Below are 20862 nucleotides of genomic sequence, written 5' to 3' on the forward strand. Positions count from 1 at the left end.
GCCGAGGGATGACCGTGCCGCAGGGGCGCAGGAGCAGTACCTTCACCCGGCTGCTGAGGCACGGCTTCACCGATCCATCCGCCGCCGAGCGGCTCCTGGAGAGCGTCGAGCTGGCGCCCATAAGGTCCGATCCCGTCCTGCTGGAGGCGCTCGGCGCGACCGCCGACCCCGATCTGGCACTGCACGGTCTCGTCCGGCTGCTGGAGGCGCAGCCCGCCCCCACCGCCCGGCGCGAACTGCTCGACACCCTGATCTCGGCCAAGCCCCTGCGCGACCGGCTGCTCGGTGTCCTCGGCGCCTCCGCCGCGCTCGCCGACCACCTCGCCCGTCATCCCGGCGACTGGCACGTGCTGGTCACCTACGAGCCGCAGGACCTCCACCCCGGTGTGGCGGAGTTCGAACGTCAGCTCGCCGGGGTCGCCGACCCGGTCTTGCTGCGCGTCGCCTACCGCCGCTGTCTGCTGTCGGTCGCGGCACGCGACGTGTGCGGCACCACGGACGTGGCCCAGACCGCTGCCGAACTGGCGGACCTCGCCACCGCCACCCTGCGCGCCGCCCTCGCCATGGCCCGGGCGGCGGCCCCCGACGACGCGGCGAGCTGCCGGCTCGCGGTGATCGCCATGGGCAAGTGCGGCGGCCACGAGCTGAACTACGTCTCCGACGTGGACGTCATCTTCGTCGGCGAGCCCGGCAACGGCGCCGACGAGCGCAAGGCACTGCAGGCCGCGACCCGGCTCGCCTCGCACATGATGCGGATCTGCTCCGAGACGACCGTGGAGGGCAGCATCTGGCCCGTCGACGCCAATCTGCGGCCCGAGGGCAGGAACGGCCCACTCGTGCGCACCCTCGGCAGCCACCTCGCGTACTACCAGCGCTGGGCCAAGACCTGGGAGTTCCAGGCCCTGCTCAAGGCGCGCCCGGTGGCCGGCGACACCGGACTGGGCGAGGAGTACGTCGCCACCCTCGCCCCGCTCGTGTGGCAGGCCGCCGAGCGCGAGAACTTCGTCGCCGATGTGCAGAAGATGCGCCGCCGGGTGGTCGCCAACATCCCCGTCAGGGAGGTCGAGCGCGAACTCAAGCTCGGTCCGGGAGGCCTCAGGGACGTCGAGTTCGCCGTCCAGCTGCTGCAGTTGGTGCACGGCCGGTCCGACACCTCGCTGCGCAGCGGAAGCACCCTGGACGCGCTGAAGGCACTCGCGGCCGGGGGCTACGTCGGGCGCGCCGACGCCGTGCAACTCGACGAGGCGTACCGGTTCCTGCGGTCTCTCGAGCACCGCATCCAGCTGTACCGGCTGCGCCGTACCCATCTCGTCCCCGAGGACGTGGCAGATCTGCGGCGCCTCGGCCGCTCCCTCGGCCTGCGCACCGACCCCGTCGACGCACTGCGGCGCGAGTGGAAGCGGCACACCAGCGTCGCACGCCGGCTGCACGAGAAGCTCTTCTACCGGCCGCTGCTCGACGCCGTCGCCCAACTGGCCCCCGGCGAGGCCCGGCTGAGCCCCGACGCGGCCCGGGAACGGCTCGTGGCGCTCGGCTACGCGGACCCGGCGGCCGCGCTGCGCCACCTGGAGGCGCTGGCGTCCGGGGTCACCCGCAAGTCCGCCATCCAGCGCACCCTGCTGCCCGTGCTGCTCGGCTGGTTCGCCGACTCCGCCGACCCGGACGCCGGTCTGCTCAATTTTCGCAAGGTGTCGGACGCGCTCGGCAAGACGCCGTGGTACCTGCGGCTGCTGCGGGACGAGGGCGCGGCCGCCGAGAACCTCGCCCGCGTCCTGTCCGCCGGCCGGCTCGCCCCCGACCTGCTGATGCGCGCGCCCGAGGCGGTGGCCCTCCTGGGCGACGGTGAGGGCGGCGGGCTCGAGCCCCGCCCGCGCGCCCACCTGGAACAGGAGATCCTCGCCGCGGTCGGCCGCGCGGAGAACGCCGAGCAGGCGGTCGCCTTCGCGCGCGGAGTACGGCGGCGCGAGCTGTTCCGTACGGCCGCCGCGGACATCGTCGGCTCGTACGGCAGCGAGGAGGCCCCGGCCCCGTCCGACCAGGGCGCGCTGATCGACATGGTCGGCGGCGCGGTCTCGGACCTGACGGCGGCCACCCTCGCAGGCACGCTCCGCGCCGTGGTTCGCGGAGGCTGGGGAGACACCCTGCCCACCCGGTTCGCGGTCATCGGCATGGGCCGCTTCGGCGGACACGAGCTGGGCTACGGATCCGACGCGGACGTGCTGTTCGTGCACGAGCCACGGGAGGGCGTGGACGAGCGGGAGGCGGGGGAGGCGGCGAACAAGGTGGTCGCCGAGATGCGGCGGTTGCTCCAGCTGCCCAGCACCGACCCGCCGCTGCTGGTCGACGCCGATCTGCGGCCCGAGGGTAAGTCCGGACCGCTCGTGCGCACCCTTACGTCGTACGAGGCGTACTACCGGCGCTGGTCGCTCACCTGGGAGTCACACGCGCTGCTGCGGGCCGAGCCCGTCGCGGGGGACGAGGACCTCGGTCGTCGCTTCATCGAGCTGGTCGACCCGCTGCGGTACCCGGCGGGGGGCCTCGGCGACGAGGCCGTACGGGAGATCAGGCGCCTGAAGGCCCGCATGGAGTCGGAACGGCTGCCGAGGGGCGCCGACAAGACGCTCCACACCAAGCTGGGCCGGGGCGGTCTGTCGGACGTGGAATGGACGGTCCAGCTGCTGCAGCTACGGCACGGCCGGGAGGAACCGGGCCTGCGCACCACCCGCACCCGCGCCGCGCTCGCCGCGGCCCACGCCGCGGGACTGATCCCTGACATGGAGGCGGCGATACTGGACGAGGCCTGGGTCCTCGCCTCGCGGGTGCGCAACGCCGTGATGCTGGTGCGGGGCCGGGCGGGCGACACCTTCCCGTCCCAGAGCCGGGAGCTCGCCGCGGTGGGCCGCTACCTGGGGTACGGGCCGGGGCACGTGGGCGACATGCTCGACGACTACCGGCGCACGACCCGCAGGGCCAGGACGGTCGTGGAGGAGCTGTTCTACGGAACGTAGCCGCCGCCACCGACGGTGACAGGCGTCAGGCTCCGGTGCCAGGTGCGCGGCAGTGCGTAGGGCATGGCTCCGTACCACAACGACGCCACCGCGAAACCGACCGTCAGACAGACCGTTCCGCCCACGGCGTCCAGCCAGAAATGGTTCGCCGTGGCAACGATCACCAGGAGGGTCCCCGCCGGGTACAGCAGCCCCAGCACCCGCACCCAGGGCACCGTCGCCAGAGCGAAGATGGTCAGGCCGCACCACAGCGACCAGCCGATGTGCATCGACGGCATCGCCGCGTACTGGTTCGACATGTGTTTCAGGTCGCCCGACGCCATCGAGCCCCAGGTGTGGTGGACCATCACCGTGTCCACGAAGTCGCCACCGTCCATCAGCCGCGGCGGGGCGAGCGGGAAGAAGTAGTATCCGAGCAACGCCACGGCCGTGGTGGCGAACAGAGCGAGCCGCGTCGCCGCGTACCGGCCCGGATGGCTGCGGTACAGCCATACGAGGACACCCAGCGTCACCACGAAGTGCAGTGTGGCGTAGTAGTAGTTCATCCCCACGATCAGCCATGTCGCGGAATTGGCGGCGTGGTTGACCGAGTCCTCCACGGCGATTCCCATGTGCTGCTCGACTCGCCACAGCCAGTCGGCGTTGTTCAGCGCCGCGGCCTTCTGCTCCGGCACGGCGTTGCGGATCAGCGAGTACGTCCAGTAACTCACCGCGATGAGGAGGATTTCGAACCAGAATCGAGGGCGCCGGGGAGTACGGATCCGTCGCAGCAGGCCCTGCCTCGCGCGATCCTCGGTCTCCTCCGTGACAGTGCCGGCGGTCTGCCTCCGGCCGTCCACCGCAGTCACGGTCTCGTCACCCATAGGCACAGAGTCTGCCAGATAAGCGTTCCCCCACCGATCATCCCCTGGAAGGGTTCCGGCCGCATGTTCTCCATCCCGCGGACCCCAAGGGGCCCGGGGGACTACTGCCTAGGGACGACTTCGGTCACCAGGAGCAGAAGCCGTCGACCCTCGCACCACCAGCTCCGGCATGAACACGAATTCACTGTGCGGCGCGGGCGTCCCACCGATCTCCTCCAGCAACGTCCGCACGGCCGCCTGACCCATGGCCGGGACCGGCTTGCGGATCGTCGTCAGCGGCGGGTCCGTGAAGGCGATCAGCGGGGAGTCGTCGAAACCCACCACCGAGATGTCCGTGGGCACTTCCAGCCCCCGCTGGCGTGCCGCGCGTATCGCGCCGAGCGCCATCATGTCGCTCGCGCACACCACCGCCGTGCACTCCCGGTCGATCAGCGCGGACGCCGCCGCCTGTCCGCCCTCCAGCGTGTACAGCGAGTGCTGGATCAGCCGTGACTCGATGTCGTCGGTGGACAGCCCGAGCTGTTCCTGCACGGTGCGGACGAAGCCCTCTATCTTCCGCTGCACCGGCACGAACCGCTTGGGCCCGAGGGCCAGCCCGATCCGCGTGTGCCCCAGCGACACCAGGTGCGTGACCGCGAGGGACATCGCGGCGCGGTCATCGGGGGAGATGAACGGCGCCTCGACCTTGGGCGAGAAGCCGTCCACGAGCACGTAGGGCACGCCCTGGGCGCGCAGCCGCTCATAGCGCTGGACATCGGCGGTGGTGTCGGCGTGCAGCCCCGAGACATAGATGATGCCCGCGACCCCGCGGTCCACGAGCATCTCGGTCAGCTCGTCCTCCGTGGAGCCGCCCGGCGTCTGGGTCGCCAGCACCGGCGTGTACCCCTGACGGGTCAGCGCCTGGCCGATGACCTGCGCCAGGGCCGGGAATATCGGGTTCTCCAGCTCCGGAGTGATCAGGCCCACCAGGCCCTCGCTGCGCTGCCGCAGCCGCACGGGGCGCTCGTAGCCGAGTACGTCCAGGGCGGCGAGGACGGATTGGCGGGTGGTCGCGGCGACGCCCGGCTTGCCGTTCAGGACACGGCTGACCGTCGCCTCGCTGACGCCCGCCTGGGCCGCGATGTCGGCAAGGCGTGTGGTCACGGGATGGGACTGTACCGGCCGTATGTCCGGTTGCCCACCAAAGGGACGCCGGCTCCGGGCGGTAGAACGGCCCGCTGCGGGCTGCTGCGTCATCGCGCTCCCTCGTGTTCGTCTCGGCGTCCGGTCCGCAACAGGATCGTCCCTCGTGGCGGTGACGTATGGCAAGAGCTTGCAGAGTCTTGCACAAGTGGCCGGCTTCCCCGCCGATCAGGCACAAGGCAAGACACCAGGCCCTCACGACCAGATCACGGCCCGGTAACCATCGTCGGCTCTTTCACTTTTTTGCTGCAAGGCCTTTCGCAAGGCTTACATCGCTGTTACGTTCACGTCGCCCGGCGGCCGCAACGGCGCAGTCGGCAAGTCGACAGGGGCGGCGGACGGGACCGCCACCTGTAGCACACGGGCTTTCACCCTCAAGGAGAACTCATGCGGCGTGGCATAGCGGCCAGCGCGCTGGTGGCGTCCCTCGCCCTCGCGGCGACGGCGTGCGGCGGGAGCGACAGCGGCGGCGACAAGTCGGACGGCCCGGTGACCATCACGTGGTGGGACACCTCCAACGCCACCAATGAGGCGCCGACGTACAAGGCACTGGTCGCGGACTTCGAGAAGGCCAATCCGAAGATCAAGGTCAAGTACGTCGACGTCCCCTTCGACCAGGCGCAGAACAAGTTCGACACCGCCGCCGGCTCCAAGGGCGCCCCCGACGTGCTGCGCTCCGAGGTCGGCTGGACCCCCGCCTTCGCGAAGAAGGGCTACTTCCTGCCGCTGGACGGCACCGAGGCCCTCGCGGACAAGGACAAGTTCCAGGCCAGCCTGATCCAGCAGGCCCAGTACGAGGGCAAGACCTACGGTGTGCCCATCGTCACCGACACCCTGGCGCTCGTCTACAACAAGGCCCTCTTCCAGAAGGCCGGCATCACCGAGGCCCCCAAGACCTGGGACGAGCTGAAGTCCGACGCCGCCAAGGTCAAGGACAAGGCCGGCGTCGACGGCTACTGGGGCTCCACCCAGGCCTACTACGCGCAGTCCTTCCTCTACGGCGAGGGCACCGACACGGTCGACGCCTCCGCCAAGAAGATCACCGTCAACTCGGACGCCGCGAAGAAGGCCTACGGCACCTGGCTGAGCCTGTTCTCCGGCAAGGGCCTGCACAAGGCCGACACCACCGCCGACGCCTACGCCCACATCCAGGACGCGTTCGTCAACGGCAAGGTCGCCGCGATCATCCAGGGCCCCTGGGAGATCACGAACTTCTACAAGGGCTCGGCCTTCACGGACAAGTCCAACCTCGGCATCGCCACCGTCCCGGCCGGCTCGGCCGGCAAGGCGGGCGCCCCGACCGGCGGCCACAACCTCTCCGTGTACGCCGGCTCGGACAAGGCCCACCAGGAGGCGGCCCTGAAGTTCGTCAACTTCATGACCTCGGCCAAGTCCCAGGAGACCATCGCCCTGAAGAACTCCACGCTGCCCACGCGTGACGACGCCTACAGCGCGCAGGTCAAGGCCGACCCCGGCATCGCCGGCTACCAGGGCGTGCTCGCCGCCGCCCAGCCGCGCCCGGCGCTGCCCGAGTACAGCTCGCTGTGGGGCCCGCTCGACACCGAGCTGCCCAAGATCGCCGGTGGCAAGGAGCCCCTGGACAAGGGCCTGAGCAACGCCGAGCTCGCGATCGCCAAGCTGGTTCCGGACTTCAGCAAGTAAGCCCGTGTGGCCGCCGGATCCTCCTCGCAGAAGGGGGAAGGATCCGGCGGCCGCCGGCCTGTGCCCAGGCCCCTCCCCTGACCCGCAGACCTTCGAGAAGGTTGTCGAACCATGACAGTCGTCATCGACCGCGCCACCGGCAAGCGCCGCGGTGACCGCGCCCCGCGGCCCGGCCTGGGCCGGCGCCTGAAGAACGGGTACCAGAAGCACTGGTACGCGTACGCCATGATCACCCCGGTGGCCGTCGTGCTCGGGGTGCTGGTGCTGTACCCGCTGGTGTACGGCCTCTATCTCACGCTCACCGACGCCAACAGCCTCAACACCGCCCGCACGATCGGCGTCAACCACATCGACGCCACCTACAAGTTCATCGGGCTCGACAACTACAAGGACATCCTGTTCGGGCCGACGTCGTACGACCGCTTCTGGTCGCACTTCGTATGGACGATCGTGTGGACCGTCTCCTGTGTCGTCCTGCACTACAGCATCGGCCTCGGCCTCGCTCTGCTGCTCAACCAGAAGTTCCGCGGCCTGACGTTCTACCGCCTCATCCTGGTCCTGCCCTGGGCCGTGCCCACCTTCGTGACCGTCTTCGGCTGGCGGTTCATGCTCGCCGACGGCGGCATCATCAACGCCGCCCTCCACGCCCTCCATCTGCCGACACCCCTGTGGCTGGAGGACACCTTCTGGCAGCGGGCCGCCGCGATCCTGGTGAACACCTGGTGCGGTGTGCCGTTCATGATGCTCTCGCTGCTCGGCGGCCTGCAGGCCATCGACACCTCGCTGTACGAGGCAGCAGAGATGGACGGCGCGAGCGCCTGGCAGCGCTTCCGGTACGTCACCCTGCCGGGCCTGCGAGCCGTCAGCTCCACCGTCGTGCTCCTCGGCATCATCTGGACGTTCAACCAGTTCGCCATCATCTTCCTGCTGTTCGGCAACACCGCGCCGGACGCCCAGATCCTTGTCACCTGGGCGTACCAGTTGGGCTTCGGTCAGCAGCCGCGCGACTTCGCGCAGTCCGCGGCCTACGGCATCCTGCTGCTGGCCATCCTGATCGTCTTCACCTCCTTCTACCGCCGCTGGCTGAACCGCAATGACCAGCAGCTCGCGATCTGAGGCAGGAGTCCCCATGAGCACGACCACCGTCGAGACCTCCGCCGCGGTGACCAAGCAGTCCGGCGCGGACGCCCCGCGGCGCAGGGCGCGCAGACGCGGCGAGCGCGGTCCCGTCGCGACCCTCGGCACCCACGCCACGCTGATCGTGGCGAGCCTGATCGCCTTCTTCCCGGTCGGCTGGCTGATCTTCCTGTCGCTGGGCCCGGACAAGGACGACTACCTGCACCCCGGGCACATCTGGCACACGATGACGCTGGACAACTACTCGTTCGTCCTGCAGCACACGAGCTTCTTCGACTGGCTGAAGAGCACGCTCATCGTCGTGGCGGGCACCACGGTCATCGGCGTGATGATCGCCGCCACCACCGGCTACGCGGTGTCCCGGATGCGCTTCCCCGGCTACAAGAAGTTCATGTGGGTGCTGCTGCTCACCCAGATGTTCCCGATCGCCGTCCTGATCGTGCCGATGTACCAGATCATGTCGGACCTGGGACTCATCGACACCTACCTCGGGCTCATCCTGATCAACAGCACGACGATCGTGCCGTACTGCGCGTGGCTGCTGAAGGGCTACTTCGACACGATCCCCTTCGAGATCGACGAGGCCGGCCGGGTCGACGGACTCACGCCCTTCGGCACCTTCGTCCGGCTGATTCTGCCGCTCGCCAGGCCCGGTCTCGCGGTCGCCGCCTTCTACGCCTTCCTCACCGCGTTCGGCGAGGTGGCCTTCGCCTCGACGTTCATGCTGAGCGACGACAAGTACACCTTCGCCGTCGGTCTGCAGAGCTTCATCAGCGAACACGACGCCCAGCGGAACCTGATGGCGGCCACCGCGGTGCTGATCGCGATACCCGTCTCCATCTTCTTCTACCTCGTGCAGAAGAACCTGGTGACCGGCCTCACCGCGGGCGGCACCAAGGGCTGACCCGCCCCCCGGGCTCCCGCGCGCCTGACCCGCGCGGGTGGCGGCCGCGGTGCCCATCCGACCCCGCTGTCACCGCGGCCGCCGCATCACCCCTCGCCCCTCCACAAAGACCTACTCCTTCCGCCCGGCTCCGCCCGGGCGGAAGGACCCCCACCGCATCAAGGACGCCATGAGCCAGCACCCCGCCGACCAGGCCCCGAACACCGCCCTCGCCACCGTCGCCACCACCCATCGCGACTGGTGGCGCGACGCGGTGATCTACCAGGTCTATCCGCGCAGCTTCGCCGACAGCAACGGCGACGGCATGGGAGACCTGGAGGGCGTACGTTCCCGTCTCCCGTATCTGCGCGACCTCGGCGTGGACGCCGTATGGCTCAGTCCCTTCTATGCCTCGCCGCAGGCCGACGCCGGCTACGACGTCGCCGACTACCGTGCCGTCGACCCCATGTTCGGCAGCCTCCTGGACGCCGACGCGCTGATCCGCGACGCTCACGGTCTGGGGCTGCGCATCATCGTCGACCTGGTCCCGAACCACTCCTCCGACCAGCACGAGTGGTTCAAGCGGGCGCTCGCCGAGGGGCCCGGCTCGCCGCTCCGGGAGCGCTACCACTTCCGCCCCGGCAAGGGTGAGAACGGCGAACTGCCGCCCAACGACTGGGAGTCCATCTTCGGCGGCCCGGCGTGGACCCGGGTGCCGGACGGCGAGTGGTACCTCCACCTCTTCGCGCCCGAGCAGCCGGACTTCAACTGGAACCACCCCGCCGTCGGCGACGAGTTCCGCTCCATCCTGCGCTTCTGGCTCGACATGGGCGTCGACGGCTTCCGTATCGACGTCGCCCACGGTCTGGTGAAGGCCGAGGGCCTGCCCGACCTCGGCAGCCATGACCAGCTCAAGCTGCTGGGCAACGATGTCATGCCGTTCTTCGACCAGGACGGCGTCCACGACATCTACCGCCAGTGGCGCACGATCCTGGACGAGTACGCGGGCGAGCGCATCTTCGTCGCCGAGGCCTGGACCCCCACCGTGGAGCGCACCGCCCACTACGTCCGCCCCGACGAACTGCACCAGGCCTTCAACTTCCAGTACCTGAGCACCGCCTGGGACGCCGCCGAGCTCCGTGGCGTCATCGACCGGACTCTCGAGGCCATGCGCCCGGTCGGCGCCCCGGCCACCTGGGTGCTCTCGAACCACGACGTGACCCGGCACGCCACCCGCTTCGCCAACCCGCCCGGCCTCGGCACGCAGATCCGCACGGCCGGCGACCGTGAGCTGGGGCTCCGGCGAGCGAGGGCCGCCACTCTGCTCATGCTGGCGCTGCCCGGATCGGCCTATGTCTACCAGGGCGAGGAACTCGGTCTGCCGGACGTGGTCGACCTTCCCGACGAGGTGCGCCAGGACCCGGCGTACTTCCGGGGCGCAGGACAGGACGGCTTCCGCGACGGCTGCCGTGTCCCGATCCCGTGGACCCGCACCGGTTCGTCGTACGGCTTCGGCACCGGTGGCAGCTGGCTGCCCCAGCCGGCCGGCTGGGGCGAACTGAGCGTCGAGGCGCAGCAGGGCGTGGCCGGCTCCACCCTGGAGCTGTACCGTGCGGCGCTCGCCGTGCGGCGCGAGCAGCCCGCCCTCGGCGCGGGCGACTCGGTCGAGTGGCTGCGGGCGCCCGAGGGCGTGCTGGCCTTCCGGCGCGGGGACTTCGTCTGTGTCGCCAACACCACCGGTGAGTCGGTCGCGGTGCCGGAGTACGGCCGTGTGCTGCTCGCCAGCGGCGAGGTGACCGAGGCGGACGGCGAGGCGAAGGTGCCCGCCGACACCACGGTGTGGTGGACCACCGCCTGACGCACCGCAAGTTCTTTCGTCCGGCTTTCCGGGGCCCGTCGTCCTTGTGCGGACGGCGGGCCCCGTTGTCTTCCCATGTGGGTTCGCGCAGCTCCAACAGGCCGCAATCCGGCCCTATTTCGCGTAGGTGACAGGAACATGTCCCGGGGGTTGACCACTGTGGTCGGGCCTCGTACGGTCTGCTCCACTGCAAGTAGTTGAAAACTTGCAGCAATTCCCCTCAGGTGATCTCAGGATCTCCGACGGGCTCCCCAGTACATCCTTCGACGGAGAAGGAACCCCCACACATGACCAGCAGAACGCTCTCCGGCGCCCTCGCCCTGGTGGCGACCGCGTCGGTCGCACTCGCCGTCCCCGCGGGGACAGCCCAGGCCTCCCCGCCGGGCACCAAAGACGTCACCGCGGTCCTCTTCGAGTGGAACTTCGCCTCGGTCGCCAAAGAGTGCACCAGCACCCTCGGCCCGGCCGGCTACGGCTATGTCCAGGTCTCCCCGCCCGCCGAGCACATCCAGGGCGCGCAGTGGTGGACGTCCTACCAGCCGGTGAGCTACCGGATCGCCGGCCGTCTCGGTGACCGCACGGCCTTCCAGAGCATGGTCAACACCTGTCACGCGGCGGGCGTGAAGGTCGTCGTCGACACCGTCGTCAACCACATGTCGGCCGGCAGCGGCACCGGCACGGGAGGCTCGTCGTACACGAAGTACGACTATCCCGGCCTGTACTCGTCCGCCGACTTCGACGACTGCACCGCCCAGGTCACCAACTACCAGGACCGGTGGAACGTCCAGCACTGCGAACTGGTGGGCCTCGCCGACCTGGACACCGGTGAGGAGTACGTCCGTAAGACGATCGCCGGGTACATGAACGACCTGCTCAGCCTGGGCGTGGACGGCTTCCGCATCGACGCGGCCAAGCACATACCGGCGGACGACCTGGCGAACATCAAGTCCCGGCTGACCAACCCCTCCGCCTACTGGAAGCAGGAGGTCATCTACGGCGCGGGCGAGGCGGTCCAGCCGACCGAGTACACCGGCAACGGCGACGTCCAGGAGTTCCGCTACGCCTACGACCTCAAGCGCGTCTTCACCAGCGAGAAGCTCGCCTACCTGAGCAACTACGGCGAGGGCTGGGGCTACTTGAGCAGCTCGGTCGCCGGTGTCTTCGTGGACAACCACGACACCGAGCGCAACGGCTCGACCCTGAACTACAAGAGCGGCGCCGACTACACGCTGGCCAACGTCTTCATGCTGGCCTGGCCCTACGGCGCCCCCGACATCAACTCCGGCTACGAGTGGTCCGACGCGGACGCCGGCCCGCCGAACGGCGGTCAGGTGAACGCCTGCTGGCAGAACGGCTGGAAGTGCCAGCACGCCTGGCCCGAGATCAAGTCGATGGTCGCCTTCCGCAACGCCACGCGCGGCCAGGCGGTCACCAAGTGGTGGGACAACGGGAACAACCTGATCGCGTTCGGTCGTGGCACCAAGGGCTATGTGGTGGTCAACCACGAGACCACCACGGCCGACCGGTGGTTCGAGACCTCGCTGCCCGCCGGCACCTACTGCGATGTGCAGGGCAACAGGACCGTGACGGTGAACAGCACTGGCTGGTTCGAGGCGTCGGTCGCCCCGAACACCGCGCTCGCCATCTACGCGGGCAAGTCGAGCTGCTGACCGGCTGACAGGCCCGCCCGGGCTCCGCGCCCTCCGGCTTGCGCCGGAGGGCGCTCCGTCGCGCCCGCCGCGCAACGACCGGGCGTGCGGGGCCGATTGAGGCGCGTCGAAAATTGGCTCTGAAAGTCCTTGCCGTGAGTTTCACAACTCTTGCTGTAAGCGTTTCGGTGGCGATACGGTCGCGCGGGCGCCCGGCGACGGAGCCGTGCCGCGACGCAGGGGTCGGACCCGATCGAGCCGCAAGCGCAAGGAGTTCAGCCTGTGATACCGAGATGGCCGGCGCCCCGGAGGCGCCGTTTCCCGAGCCGGAGAAGGGTCACGGCCCTCACCGTCGTCGCGCTCGCCGCGGCGCTCCTGCCGCCCCTCGCCGCCCGGGCGGCCACCCCGCCCGCGCCTCCGTCCGACGCGCGGCTCGCGGCCGAGCCCGCGCGGCACGACGACACCCGCGAGCAGTTCTACTTCGTCATGCCGGACCGTTTCGCCAACGAGGACACCTCCAACGACCGCGGGGGTCTGACCGGTTCCCGCCTGGCCACCGGCTACGACCCCACCGACAAGGGCTTCTACCAGGGCGGCGACCTCAAGGGCCTCACCAAGCGGCTCGACTACATCAAGGGGCTCGGCACCACCGCCATCTGGATGGCGCCGATCTTCAAGAACCAGCCGGTCCAGGGCACCGGTTCCGACGCGTCGGCCGGCTATCACGGCTACTGGATCACCGACTTCACCCGGGTCGACCCGCACTTCGGCACCAACGAGGACCTGCGGACCCTCATCGCCACGGCGCACGCCAAGGGCATGAAGGTCTTCTTCGACGTCATCACGAACCACACCGCCGACGTCGTCGACTATCAAGAGAAGTCCTACGACTACCTCTCCAAGGGCGCTTTCCCGTACCTGACCAAGGACGGGCGGCCCTTCGACGACGCCGACTACGCCGACGGCACGAAGGGCTTCCCGGCCACGGACGCCGGCTCCTTCCCGCGCACGCCCGTCGTCCCCGCCGCGAAGAAGGACGTCAAGGTCCCCTCGTGGCTCAACGACCCGACGATGTACCACAACCGCGGCGACTCCACGTACGCAGGCGAGTCCACCACGTACGGCGACTTCTCCGGTCTTGACGACCTGTGGACCGAACGTCCCGAGGTCGTCAGGGGCATGGAGAAGATCTACGAGCGCTGGGTGCGCGACTTCGGCGTCGACGGTTTCCGGATCGACACCGTGAAGCACGTGGACATGGAGTTCTGGACCCAGTGGGCGACGGCGCTCGACACGTACGCCGCCGCGCACGGACGGAAGAATTTCTTCATGTTCGGCGAGGTCTACTCCGCCGACCCGTCGATCACCTCGCCGTACGTCACCCAGGGCCGTCTCGACGCCACGCTCGACTTCCCGTTCCAGGAGGCGGCCCGCGAGTACGCCTCCCAGGGCGCGAGCGCGCAGAAGCTCGCCGGTGTCTTCGGGGACGACTACAAGTACACGAGCGGCAAGGCCAACGCGTACGAGCAGGTCACCTTCCTCGGCAACCACGACATGGGCCGTATCGGGTACTTCCTGAAGCAGGACGACCCCAAGGCCACCGACGCCCGGCTGCTCGCCATGGACAAGCTGGCCAACGAGCTGATGTTCCTCAGTCGCGGCAACCCGGTCGTCTACTACGGCGACGAGCAGGGCTTCACCGGGTCGGGCGGCGACAAGGACGCCCGCCAGACGATGTTCGCCTCCAAGGTCGCGGACTACCTGGACGACGACGAGATCGGCACCGACCGTACGCACGCCGACGACGCCTATGACACGAGCGCGCCGCTCTACCGGCAGATCAGCGCTCTCTCCAAGCTGCGCAAGGACAACCCCGCACTCGCCGACGGAGTCCAGACCGAGCGGTACGCGGCCGACGGCGCTGGCATCTACGCCTTCTCCCGCACGGGCGGCGACGGCACGGAGTACGTCGTCGCCTTCAACAACGCCGGCGAGCAGAGGACGGCCACCTTCGCCACCGGGTCCGCCGGCACGGCCTTCCGCGGTATATACGGGACCAACGGGTCGGTCACGAGCGATGCCGACAAGAAGGTCACCGTCACCGTCCCGGCCGGGTCCGCCGTCGTCCTGAAGGCCGCCCACCCGCTCGCCCCGCCCGCCTCGAAGCCCACGATCGCCCTCAAGGCCCCGGACGCGAGCGCCACCGGCACGGTGGAACTCTCCGCCGACGTCCAGGGCGGGCAGCTCAACCGCGTCGTCTTCGCCGCCCAGGTGGGCAACGGCGGCTGGCAGACCCTGGGTTCGGCCGACCACGCGCCGTACAAGGTCACCCAGGCCATCGCCAAGACCGTCCCCGCCGGAACCGCCCTGCGCTACAAGGCGGTCGTCGTCGACTCGGCGGGCCGCACCGCGAGCGCGACGGCCATGAGCACCACCGGCACCCCGCCCGCCCCCGAGATCCCCACCGCCTCCTCCCGCGACTATGTGATCGTCCACTACAAGCGCGCCGACGGCGACTACGGCAACTGGGGCCTGTACGCCTGGGGTGACCTCGCCGACGGCGAGGCGACCAACTGGCCCGACAGCCACCCCTTCACCGGCCGCGACGCCTACGGCGCCTTCGCCTACGTCAAGCTGAAGCCGGGCGCATCGAGCGTCGGGTTCCTCGTCATCGACAAGAACGGCACCAAGGACGTCTCCGCCGACCGCACCATCGACGTCACCAGGACCGGCGAGGTCTGGGTCGAGCAGGGCAAGGAGGCCGTGCTCACCGAGCGGCCGGCCGCCGACTACCCCGCGCAGGACAAGACGAAGGCGGTCATCCACTACCACCGCGCCGACGGCGACTACGACGGCTGGGGGCTGCACGTCTGGACGGGCGCCGCGAACCCCACCGACTGGGCCGCGCCCCTGAAGCCGGTGCGCACCGACTCCTACGGCGCGGTGTTCGAGGTGCCGCTCGCCGACGGCGCCACCAGCCTCAGCTACATCGTCCACAAGGGCGACGAGAAGGACCTCCCGTCCGACCAGTCACTCGACCTCAAGGCGAACGGGTACGAGGTGTGGCTGCTGAACGGGCAGGAGAAGTACCTGCTGCCGCAGCCCGCGGGCAGTGCGGCGGCTCTGGACCCGGCCACCTCCAAGGCGGTCTGGATCGACCGGAACACGGTCGCCTGGAACGGCGTCGAGGGCGCGGCCTCCACCCAGCTCCTCTCCTCCCACGACGGTTCGATCGCCGTGAAGGACGGCGCGCTGACCAGCGACGACGAGCGCTGGCTGCGGCTGACGAGGACCACGCTCACCGACGCGCAGAAGGCGAAGTTCCCTCATCTGAAGGACTACACGGCCTGGTCCGTCGACCCGCGTGACCGCGACCGGGTGCGTGCGGCGCTCGGCGGGCAGATCGTGGCCACCCAGCGGGCCGCGAACGGCGCCGTGCTGGCGGCGACGGGTGTCCAGATCGCCGGCGTACTGGACGACGTGTACGACGCGACGCGGGCCGATCTCGGCCCGACGTTCCACCAGGGCCGCCCCACCCTGGCCGTGTGGGCGCCGACGGCGCAGTCGGTGAAGCTCGAACTCGACGGTTCCACCGTCGCCATGCACCGTGACGCCGCCACCGGCGTCTGGTCCGTCACGGGCCCGGCGTCCTGGAAGAACAAGCCCTACCGGTATGTCGTCAAGGTGTGGGCGCCGAGCGTCCGGAAGATCGTCACCAACAGGGTCACCGATCCCTACTCCCTCGCCCTCACCGCCGACTCCGAGCGCAGCCTCGTGGTCGACCTGAACGACAGGTCCCTCGCCCCCAGCGGCTGGTCGGGCCTGAAGAAGCCCAAGGCGGTGCCGCTGAGCAGCGCCCAGATCCAGGAGCTGCACATCCGGGACTTCTCCGTCGCGGACAAGACCGTGCCGGCCCGGGACCAGGGCACCTACCTCGCCTTCACCGACAAGAACAGCGACGGCTCCCGGCATCTGCGCGAGCTGGCCGAGGCGGGCACTTCCTATGTGCACCTGCTGCCCGCCTTCGACATCGCGACCGTCCCCGAGAAGAAGTCTGAGCAGTCGGCGCCCGGCTGCGACCTGGCCTCCTACGCCGCCGACTCCGACCGGCAGCAGGCCTGCGTCGCCGCGACCGCCGCGAAGGACGCCTACAACTGGGGCTACGACCCGTACCACTTCACGGTTCCCGAGGGCTCGTACGCCACGGACCCCGACGGCACCGAGCGCACGGTCGAGTTCCGCAAGATGGTCAAGTCGCTGAACGAGGACGGCCTCAGGGTCGTCATGGACGTCGTCTACAACCACACCGCCGCGAGCGGCGAGGCCGACACGTCCGTGCTCGACCAGATCGTGCCGGGCTACTACCAGCGGCTGCTCGCCGACGGCTCAGTGGCGAACAGCACCTGCTGTGCGAACACCGCGCCCGAGAACGCCATGATGGGCAAGCTGGTCGTGGACTCGATCGTCACCTGGGCCAAGGAGTACAAGGTCGACGGATTCCGCTTCGACCTCATGGGCCACCATCCGAAGGCCAACATCCTCGCCGTGCGCAAGGCCCTCGACGCGCTGACCCCCGCAAAGGACGGAGTCGACGGCAAGAAGATCATCCTCTACGGCGAGGGCTGGAACTTCGGCGAGGTCGCGAACGACGCGCGCTTTGTGCAGGCCACCCAGAAGAACATGGCGGGCACCGGCATCGCGACCTTCTCCGACCGCGCCCGTGACGCCGTGCGCGGCGGCAGCCCCTTCGACTCCGACCCCGGTGTCCAGGGCTTCGCCTCAGGGCTGTACACCGACCCCAACGCCTCGACGGCCAACGGGACGACGGCGGAGCAGAAGGCCCGCCTGCTGCACTATCAGGACCTCATCAAGGTCGGACTGAGCGGCAATCTCGCCAAGTACCGCTTCACCGGCGACGACGGCAAGGAGGTCACCGGCGCCGAGGTCGACTACAACGGTTCGCCGGCCGGCTACGCGGACGCTCCCGGCGATGCCCTCGCCTACGCCGACGCGCACGACAACGAGTCGCTGTTCGACGCACTCACGTACAAGCTGCCCCAGGACACCTCCGCGTCCGACCGGGCCCGTATGCAGGTTCTGGCCATGGCCACGGCCGCCCTCTCACAGGGTCCGTCCCTGTCCCAGGCCGGCTCCGACCTGCTGCGCTCCAAGTCCCTCGACCGCAACTCGTTCGACAGCGGCGACTGGTTCAACGCGATCCACTGGGACTGCCGGGACGGCAACGGCTTCGGGCGCGGGCTGCCGCCGGCGGCCGACAACCAGTCCAAGTGGCCGTACGCGAAGCCCCTGCTGACCTCGGTCAAGGTGGGGTGCGACCAGATCGACGGCGCCTCCGGCGCCTACCGCGACCTGCTGAGGATCCGGACGAGCGAGTCCGGGTTCTCCCTCGCCACCGCCGACCAGGTGCAGTCGAAGCTGTCCTTCCCGCTCTCCGGGAAGGACGAGACGCCCGGGGTGATCACGATGGAGCTCGGCGACCTGGTCGTCGTCTTCAACGCGACGCCGAAGCAGCAGGAGCAGACCGTCGCGGGCCTCGCGGGCAAGGCCTACGCGCTGCACCCGGTGCAGGCCGCGGGCGCGGATCCTATCGTCAAGTCCTCCTCCTACGCCGAGGAATCAGGCATGTTCGCCGTTCCGGGTCGCACGGTGGCGGTCTTCTCACGGGTCACGCGCTAGCGCACTAGCGTGGTGGGGCGGGCCGGGAACTCCTGGTTCGCCCCACCTTTTCCGTGCGCCGAGGAGCGGCTCACATGGACGGCAACGGCAAGCAGACCGAGCCCACCGTGCTGGTGGTCGAGGACGCGGCCGACGGCCGCTATGCGCTGGGTGCCGTGCTCCGCCGGGCAGGACACCGTGTCGTGCCCGTGGCCAGCGGCCGCGAGGCCCTGACCGAACTCGGCATACGGCAGCGCAAGGGCGCCCTGCCCGACGTCGCCCTCGTCGATGTGGGCCTGCCGGACATGAGCGGCTTCGAACTGTGCCGCAGGCTCAAGTCCTCGCCCGCCACCGCCGCACTACCGGTGGTGCACTTCTCCGCCGCGTCCGCCGGGCCCGGCCAGCGCTGCCGGGGGCTGGACTCCGGCGGTGACGCCTATCTGTCGGTGCCGGCCGAGCCCGAGGAGATCCAGGCCGTCGTACGGGCCGCCGTGCGCAGCGCCAGGATGCGCACCGGGGCCGAGGCGCTGGCGCGCCGGCTCACCCTGCTGTCCGAGACGATCGTCTCCGTGCAGTCGGGCCGGTGCATGACGGAACTGGTCCGGGCCGCCGCCCAGGGGGCAGCGAGGCTCACCGCGTCGCCCGCGGTGGTCTTCGTGCTCGGCGAGGACGGCGAACTGCACCGGGGCGTGTCCGGGTCCCGGGCGCGCGCCACGCTCCCGGACGCCGCGGCGCACGAGTCCGTGGCCCGGCTGATCCGCGGCCTCGCCTCGAAGCACACCGGGGCGCGTACGACGGTGGTGCCGCACCCGCTGTGGCCCGCGGGGTTCCTGCGTCCCGGCAAACCCGACGACGCGCGCCTGGTGGTGGCGCGCACCCAGGAGGGCAAGCCGGCCGTCTGCGTCGCCGTTCCCGCACGGGGAACGGTCGCCGAGGGGGACGCGCTCGTCTCCCGGCTCGCCCAGGCCACCGCCCTCGCCGCCGAAGCCCTGCTCATGTACCAGGTGGAGCGGCATGTGGCACTCACCCTGCAGCACAGCTTCCTGCCCCATGAGCCGCCTGTGATGCAGGGCGTCGAGGTGGTCGTCCGCTATGTGCCGGCCTCCCGGCAGACCGAGATCGGCGGCGACTTCTACGCGGCGCTGACGACCTCGCGCGGCGTGCTCACCGCGGTGGGCGACGTCGCCGGGCATTCGCTGGACGCGGCCACCGTCATGGTGGAGATCCGACACGCGCTGCGGGCCTACTGCGTGGAGAACCCGGACCCGCTGAGCCTGGCCCGGCGGCTCGACCGGCTGCTGCAGCATCTGCACCCCGACGTCACCGCCACCGTCTGCCTGGTCCTGGTCGACCCGGACAGCGGGCGCGTGCGCATCGCCAACGCCGGGCACATCCCGCCGCTGCTCGTGCACGACGACGGCACCGCCGACTACGTACGCGCCAACGGCCCGTTGCTCGGTCTCGGCCTGGACCGGCCGGCGCCCACCGAGACGGTGCTGAGGCCCGCGGACCGGCTGCTCATGGTCACCGACGGGCTCATCGAGAACCGCGGAACGGACCTCGCCGTGTCCATGGAACACCTGCGCACGGCCGCCGCCGGCGCCTCGCCGGGCGTCGGCACGCTGTGCGACACGCTGCTCGGGCGTTTCGGCCGCGACCGGGAGGACGACATCGCGCTGCTGGCGCTGCGGCTGGGAGGACAGGACCTAAGGTGAGGGCATCCGCCGTAGAACAGGAGCGCCCATGCCGCAGATCACCGTCGACTACTCCGCACCGCTGGAGGGCTCCTTCGACCGGCGCGGATTCGCGTCGGCGCTGCACGCCGAGGTGGTCGAGATCGCGGGCGCCCGGATCGAGGCGTGCAAGACGCAGTTCCGCCGCACGGAGGACACCACGGTCGGCGCCGACCTGGACGGGCACGCCGTCGTGCACATCACCCTGGCGCTGCTGGCCGGACGGACCGAAGAGACCAAGGTGAAGCTCAGCGAGACGACGCTGGAGCTCCTGCGGCAGTATCTGAAGCCCGCCGCGGGGCTCGCGCTGCATGTGTCCGCCGAGGTGCGTGACCTCGAGCCGTCGTACCGGAAGTCCGAGAGCTGACGGCCGTCAGCTCGCCAGATTGACCAGCCGGGCGACCAGATCACTGAAGGGCCCGTCGCCCGGCTCGTCCTTCAGTACGCGGCGCAGCAGCGCGGCCATGTCGTCGTCGTGGGAGGCGCTCACCGCCGCCAGCGCCGCGAAGTCGTGCACGAGCTGGGTCTCCAGCTCGTGGCGCGGGATCCGGCGGCCGTCCAGCCAGATCAGTGCCGTCGACTCGACGAGCGAGATCCACGACCGGATCACCAATTCGAGCCGGGCGGGCGGATCCTCGACCCCCAGGTGCGCAAGGATCTGGACATAGCCGGCCTGGCGTACGGAGTCGACGAGTGCGTTGGTCCGTGAGGAGCCGACCGCGGGGCCGCCGCGCATCAAGGCCGAGAAACCGGGCCCGTGCTCGTCGACGAAGTCGAAGAACCGGTGCATGACCCGCAACAGCCGTGCCCCCAGCGGCCCTTCGCACGGCTCTGCGAAGCGGTCCGCCAGATCCTCGGACGCGCGCTTCAACGCCGCCTCGTACAGGCTGAGTTTGCCGGGGAAGTAGTGGTAGACCAACGGCCGCGAGATGCCCGCGGCCGAGGCTATCTCGTCGATGGAGACCTCGTCCGGGGAGCGCCGGCTGAACAGTTCGAGGGCTACGCCGATCAACTGCTGCCGCCGCTCCTCGACTCCCAATCTCCGGCGTATCCCTGTCGTCATACGAACACCTTACCGATCGGATCCCGCCCCGAACGGACCACACCGGCGCCGGTGTTTCACATGTTCAGCACATGTCTCTCACCGAACGCCCGCGACACACCGATCGGCAGCGGCTCTCCCGGTATCGGCCGCGGGCGCGCGAAGGGCG

General features: G+C 69.8%; 12 protein-coding genes. 9 read left to right on the forward strand and 3 right to left on the reverse strand.

Annotated features, from left to right (window positions below; genetic code table 11):
- The first annotated feature begins 8 nt into the window (after positions 1-8).
- On the forward strand, positions 9-3008 hold the full coding sequence (locus tag ACQEXA_RS39190) for a bifunctional [glutamine synthetase] adenylyltransferase/[glutamine synthetase]-adenylyl-L-tyrosine phosphorylase (protein WP_432926911.1): 3000 nt from the start codon (positions 9-11) through the stop codon (positions 3006-3008).
- Here the strand turns inward: ACQEXA_RS39190 and ACQEXA_RS39195 are convergent.
- Together ACQEXA_RS39195 and ACQEXA_RS39200 are read right to left on the reverse strand one after the other, a co-directional pair.
- Positions 2996-3871, reverse strand: a complete 876-nt coding sequence (locus ACQEXA_RS39195; RefSeq protein ID WP_432926909.1) for a phosphatase PAP2 family protein — start codon at positions 3869-3871, stop codon at positions 2996-2998. The genes ACQEXA_RS39190 and ACQEXA_RS39195 overlap by 13 nt on opposite strands.
- A gap of 108 nt (positions 3872-3979) precedes the next feature.
- Positions 3980-5014, reverse strand: coding sequence for a LacI family DNA-binding transcriptional regulator (locus ACQEXA_RS39200; protein ID WP_359406470.1), 1035 nt, complete (start codon positions 5012-5014; stop codon positions 3980-3982).
- A 426-nt stretch (positions 5015-5440) separates the two neighbouring features.
- Here ACQEXA_RS39200 and ACQEXA_RS39205 point away from each other — a divergent pair, with 426 nt between their 5' ends.
- The 8 genes from ACQEXA_RS39205 to ACQEXA_RS39240 all read left to right on the forward strand — a co-directional run bounded on the left by ACQEXA_RS39205 (position 5441) and on the right by ACQEXA_RS39240 (position 20018).
- Positions 5441-6715: an extracellular solute-binding protein gene (locus ACQEXA_RS39205; protein ID WP_432926906.1), complete on the forward strand. Its 1275-nt coding sequence runs from the start codon at positions 5441-5443 to the stop codon at positions 6713-6715.
- Positions 6716-6826: 111 nt separating this feature from the next.
- Positions 6827-7831 (forward strand): carbohydrate ABC transporter permease, encoded by a 1005-nt coding sequence (locus tag ACQEXA_RS39210; RefSeq protein WP_432926904.1) that lies wholly within the window; start codon positions 6827-6829, stop codon positions 7829-7831.
- 13 nt (positions 7832-7844) lie between these two features.
- A complete protein-coding gene (locus ACQEXA_RS39215; RefSeq protein WP_359406461.1) occupies positions 7845-8756 on the forward strand; it encodes a sugar ABC transporter permease in 912 nt (303 codons plus the stop codon).
- A gap of 169 nt (positions 8757-8925) precedes the next feature.
- Positions 8926-10593, forward strand: coding sequence for a glycoside hydrolase family 13 protein (locus ACQEXA_RS39220; RefSeq protein WP_433132389.1), 1668 nt, complete (start codon positions 8926-8928; stop codon positions 10591-10593).
- A 287-nt stretch (positions 10594-10880) separates the two neighbouring features.
- Positions 10881-12263: an alpha-amylase gene (locus tag ACQEXA_RS39225; RefSeq protein WP_432926900.1), complete on the forward strand. Its 1383-nt coding sequence runs from the start codon at positions 10881-10883 to the stop codon at positions 12261-12263.
- A 261-nt stretch (positions 12264-12524) separates the two neighbouring features.
- Positions 12525-17939, forward strand: a complete 5415-nt coding sequence (gene pulA, locus ACQEXA_RS39230; RefSeq protein ID WP_433132391.1) for a pullulanase-type alpha-1,6-glucosidase — start codon at positions 12525-12527, stop codon at positions 17937-17939.
- Positions 17940-18013: 74 nt separating this feature from the next.
- A complete protein-coding gene (locus tag ACQEXA_RS39235; RefSeq protein ID WP_433132393.1) occupies positions 18014-19633 on the forward strand; it encodes a SpoIIE family protein phosphatase in 1620 nt (539 codons plus the stop codon).
- A gap of 28 nt (positions 19634-19661) precedes the next feature.
- Positions 19662-20018, forward strand: coding sequence for a 5-carboxymethyl-2-hydroxymuconate Delta-isomerase (locus ACQEXA_RS39240; RefSeq protein WP_359406444.1), 357 nt, complete (start codon positions 19662-19664; stop codon positions 20016-20018).
- Positions 20019-20024: 6 nt separating this feature from the next.
- Here ACQEXA_RS39240 and ACQEXA_RS39245 read toward each other — a convergent pair whose 3' ends face one another.
- On the reverse strand, positions 20025-20714 hold the full coding sequence (locus ACQEXA_RS39245) for a TetR/AcrR family transcriptional regulator (protein ID WP_432926894.1): 690 nt from the start codon (positions 20712-20714) through the stop codon (positions 20025-20027).
- Positions 20715-20862: the final 148 nt, after the last annotated feature.

This window comes from Streptomyces sp. CA-106110 (assembly GCF_050936285.1).
Taxonomy (GTDB): domain Bacteria; phylum Actinomycetota; class Actinomycetes; order Streptomycetales; family Streptomycetaceae; genus Streptomyces.

Excerpts from the sequence above, each read along its gene's own strand:
- ACQEXA_RS39190 (WP_432926911.1), top strand. The coding sequence starts at position 9 with ATGACCGTGCCGCAGGGGCGCAGGAGCAGTACCTTCACCCGGCTGCTG.
- ACQEXA_RS39235 (WP_433132393.1), top strand. The coding sequence starts at position 18,014 with ATGGACGGCAACGGCAAGCAGACCGAGCCCACCGTGCTGGTGGTCGAG.
- ACQEXA_RS39220 (WP_433132389.1), top strand. The coding sequence starts at position 8,926 with ATGAGCCAGCACCCCGCCGACCAGGCCCCGAACACCGCCCTCGCCACC.
- ACQEXA_RS39215 (WP_359406461.1), top strand. The coding sequence starts at position 7,845 with ATGAGCACGACCACCGTCGAGACCTCCGCCGCGGTGACCAAGCAGTCC.
- ACQEXA_RS39195 (WP_432926909.1), bottom strand. The coding sequence starts at position 3,871 with ATGGGTGACGAGACCGTGACTGCGGTGGACGGCCGGAGGCAGACCGCC.
- ACQEXA_RS39245 (WP_432926894.1), bottom strand. The coding sequence starts at position 20,714 with ATGACGACAGGGATACGCCGGAGATTGGGAGTCGAGGAGCGGCGGCAG.
- ACQEXA_RS39210 (WP_432926904.1), top strand. The coding sequence starts at position 6,827 with ATGACAGTCGTCATCGACCGCGCCACCGGCAAGCGCCGCGGTGACCGC.
- ACQEXA_RS39240 (WP_359406444.1), top strand. The coding sequence starts at position 19,662 with ATGCCGCAGATCACCGTCGACTACTCCGCACCGCTGGAGGGCTCCTTC.
- ACQEXA_RS39205 (WP_432926906.1), top strand. The coding sequence starts at position 5,441 with ATGCGGCGTGGCATAGCGGCCAGCGCGCTGGTGGCGTCCCTCGCCCTC.
- ACQEXA_RS39225 (WP_432926900.1), top strand. The coding sequence starts at position 10,881 with ATGACCAGCAGAACGCTCTCCGGCGCCCTCGCCCTGGTGGCGACCGCG.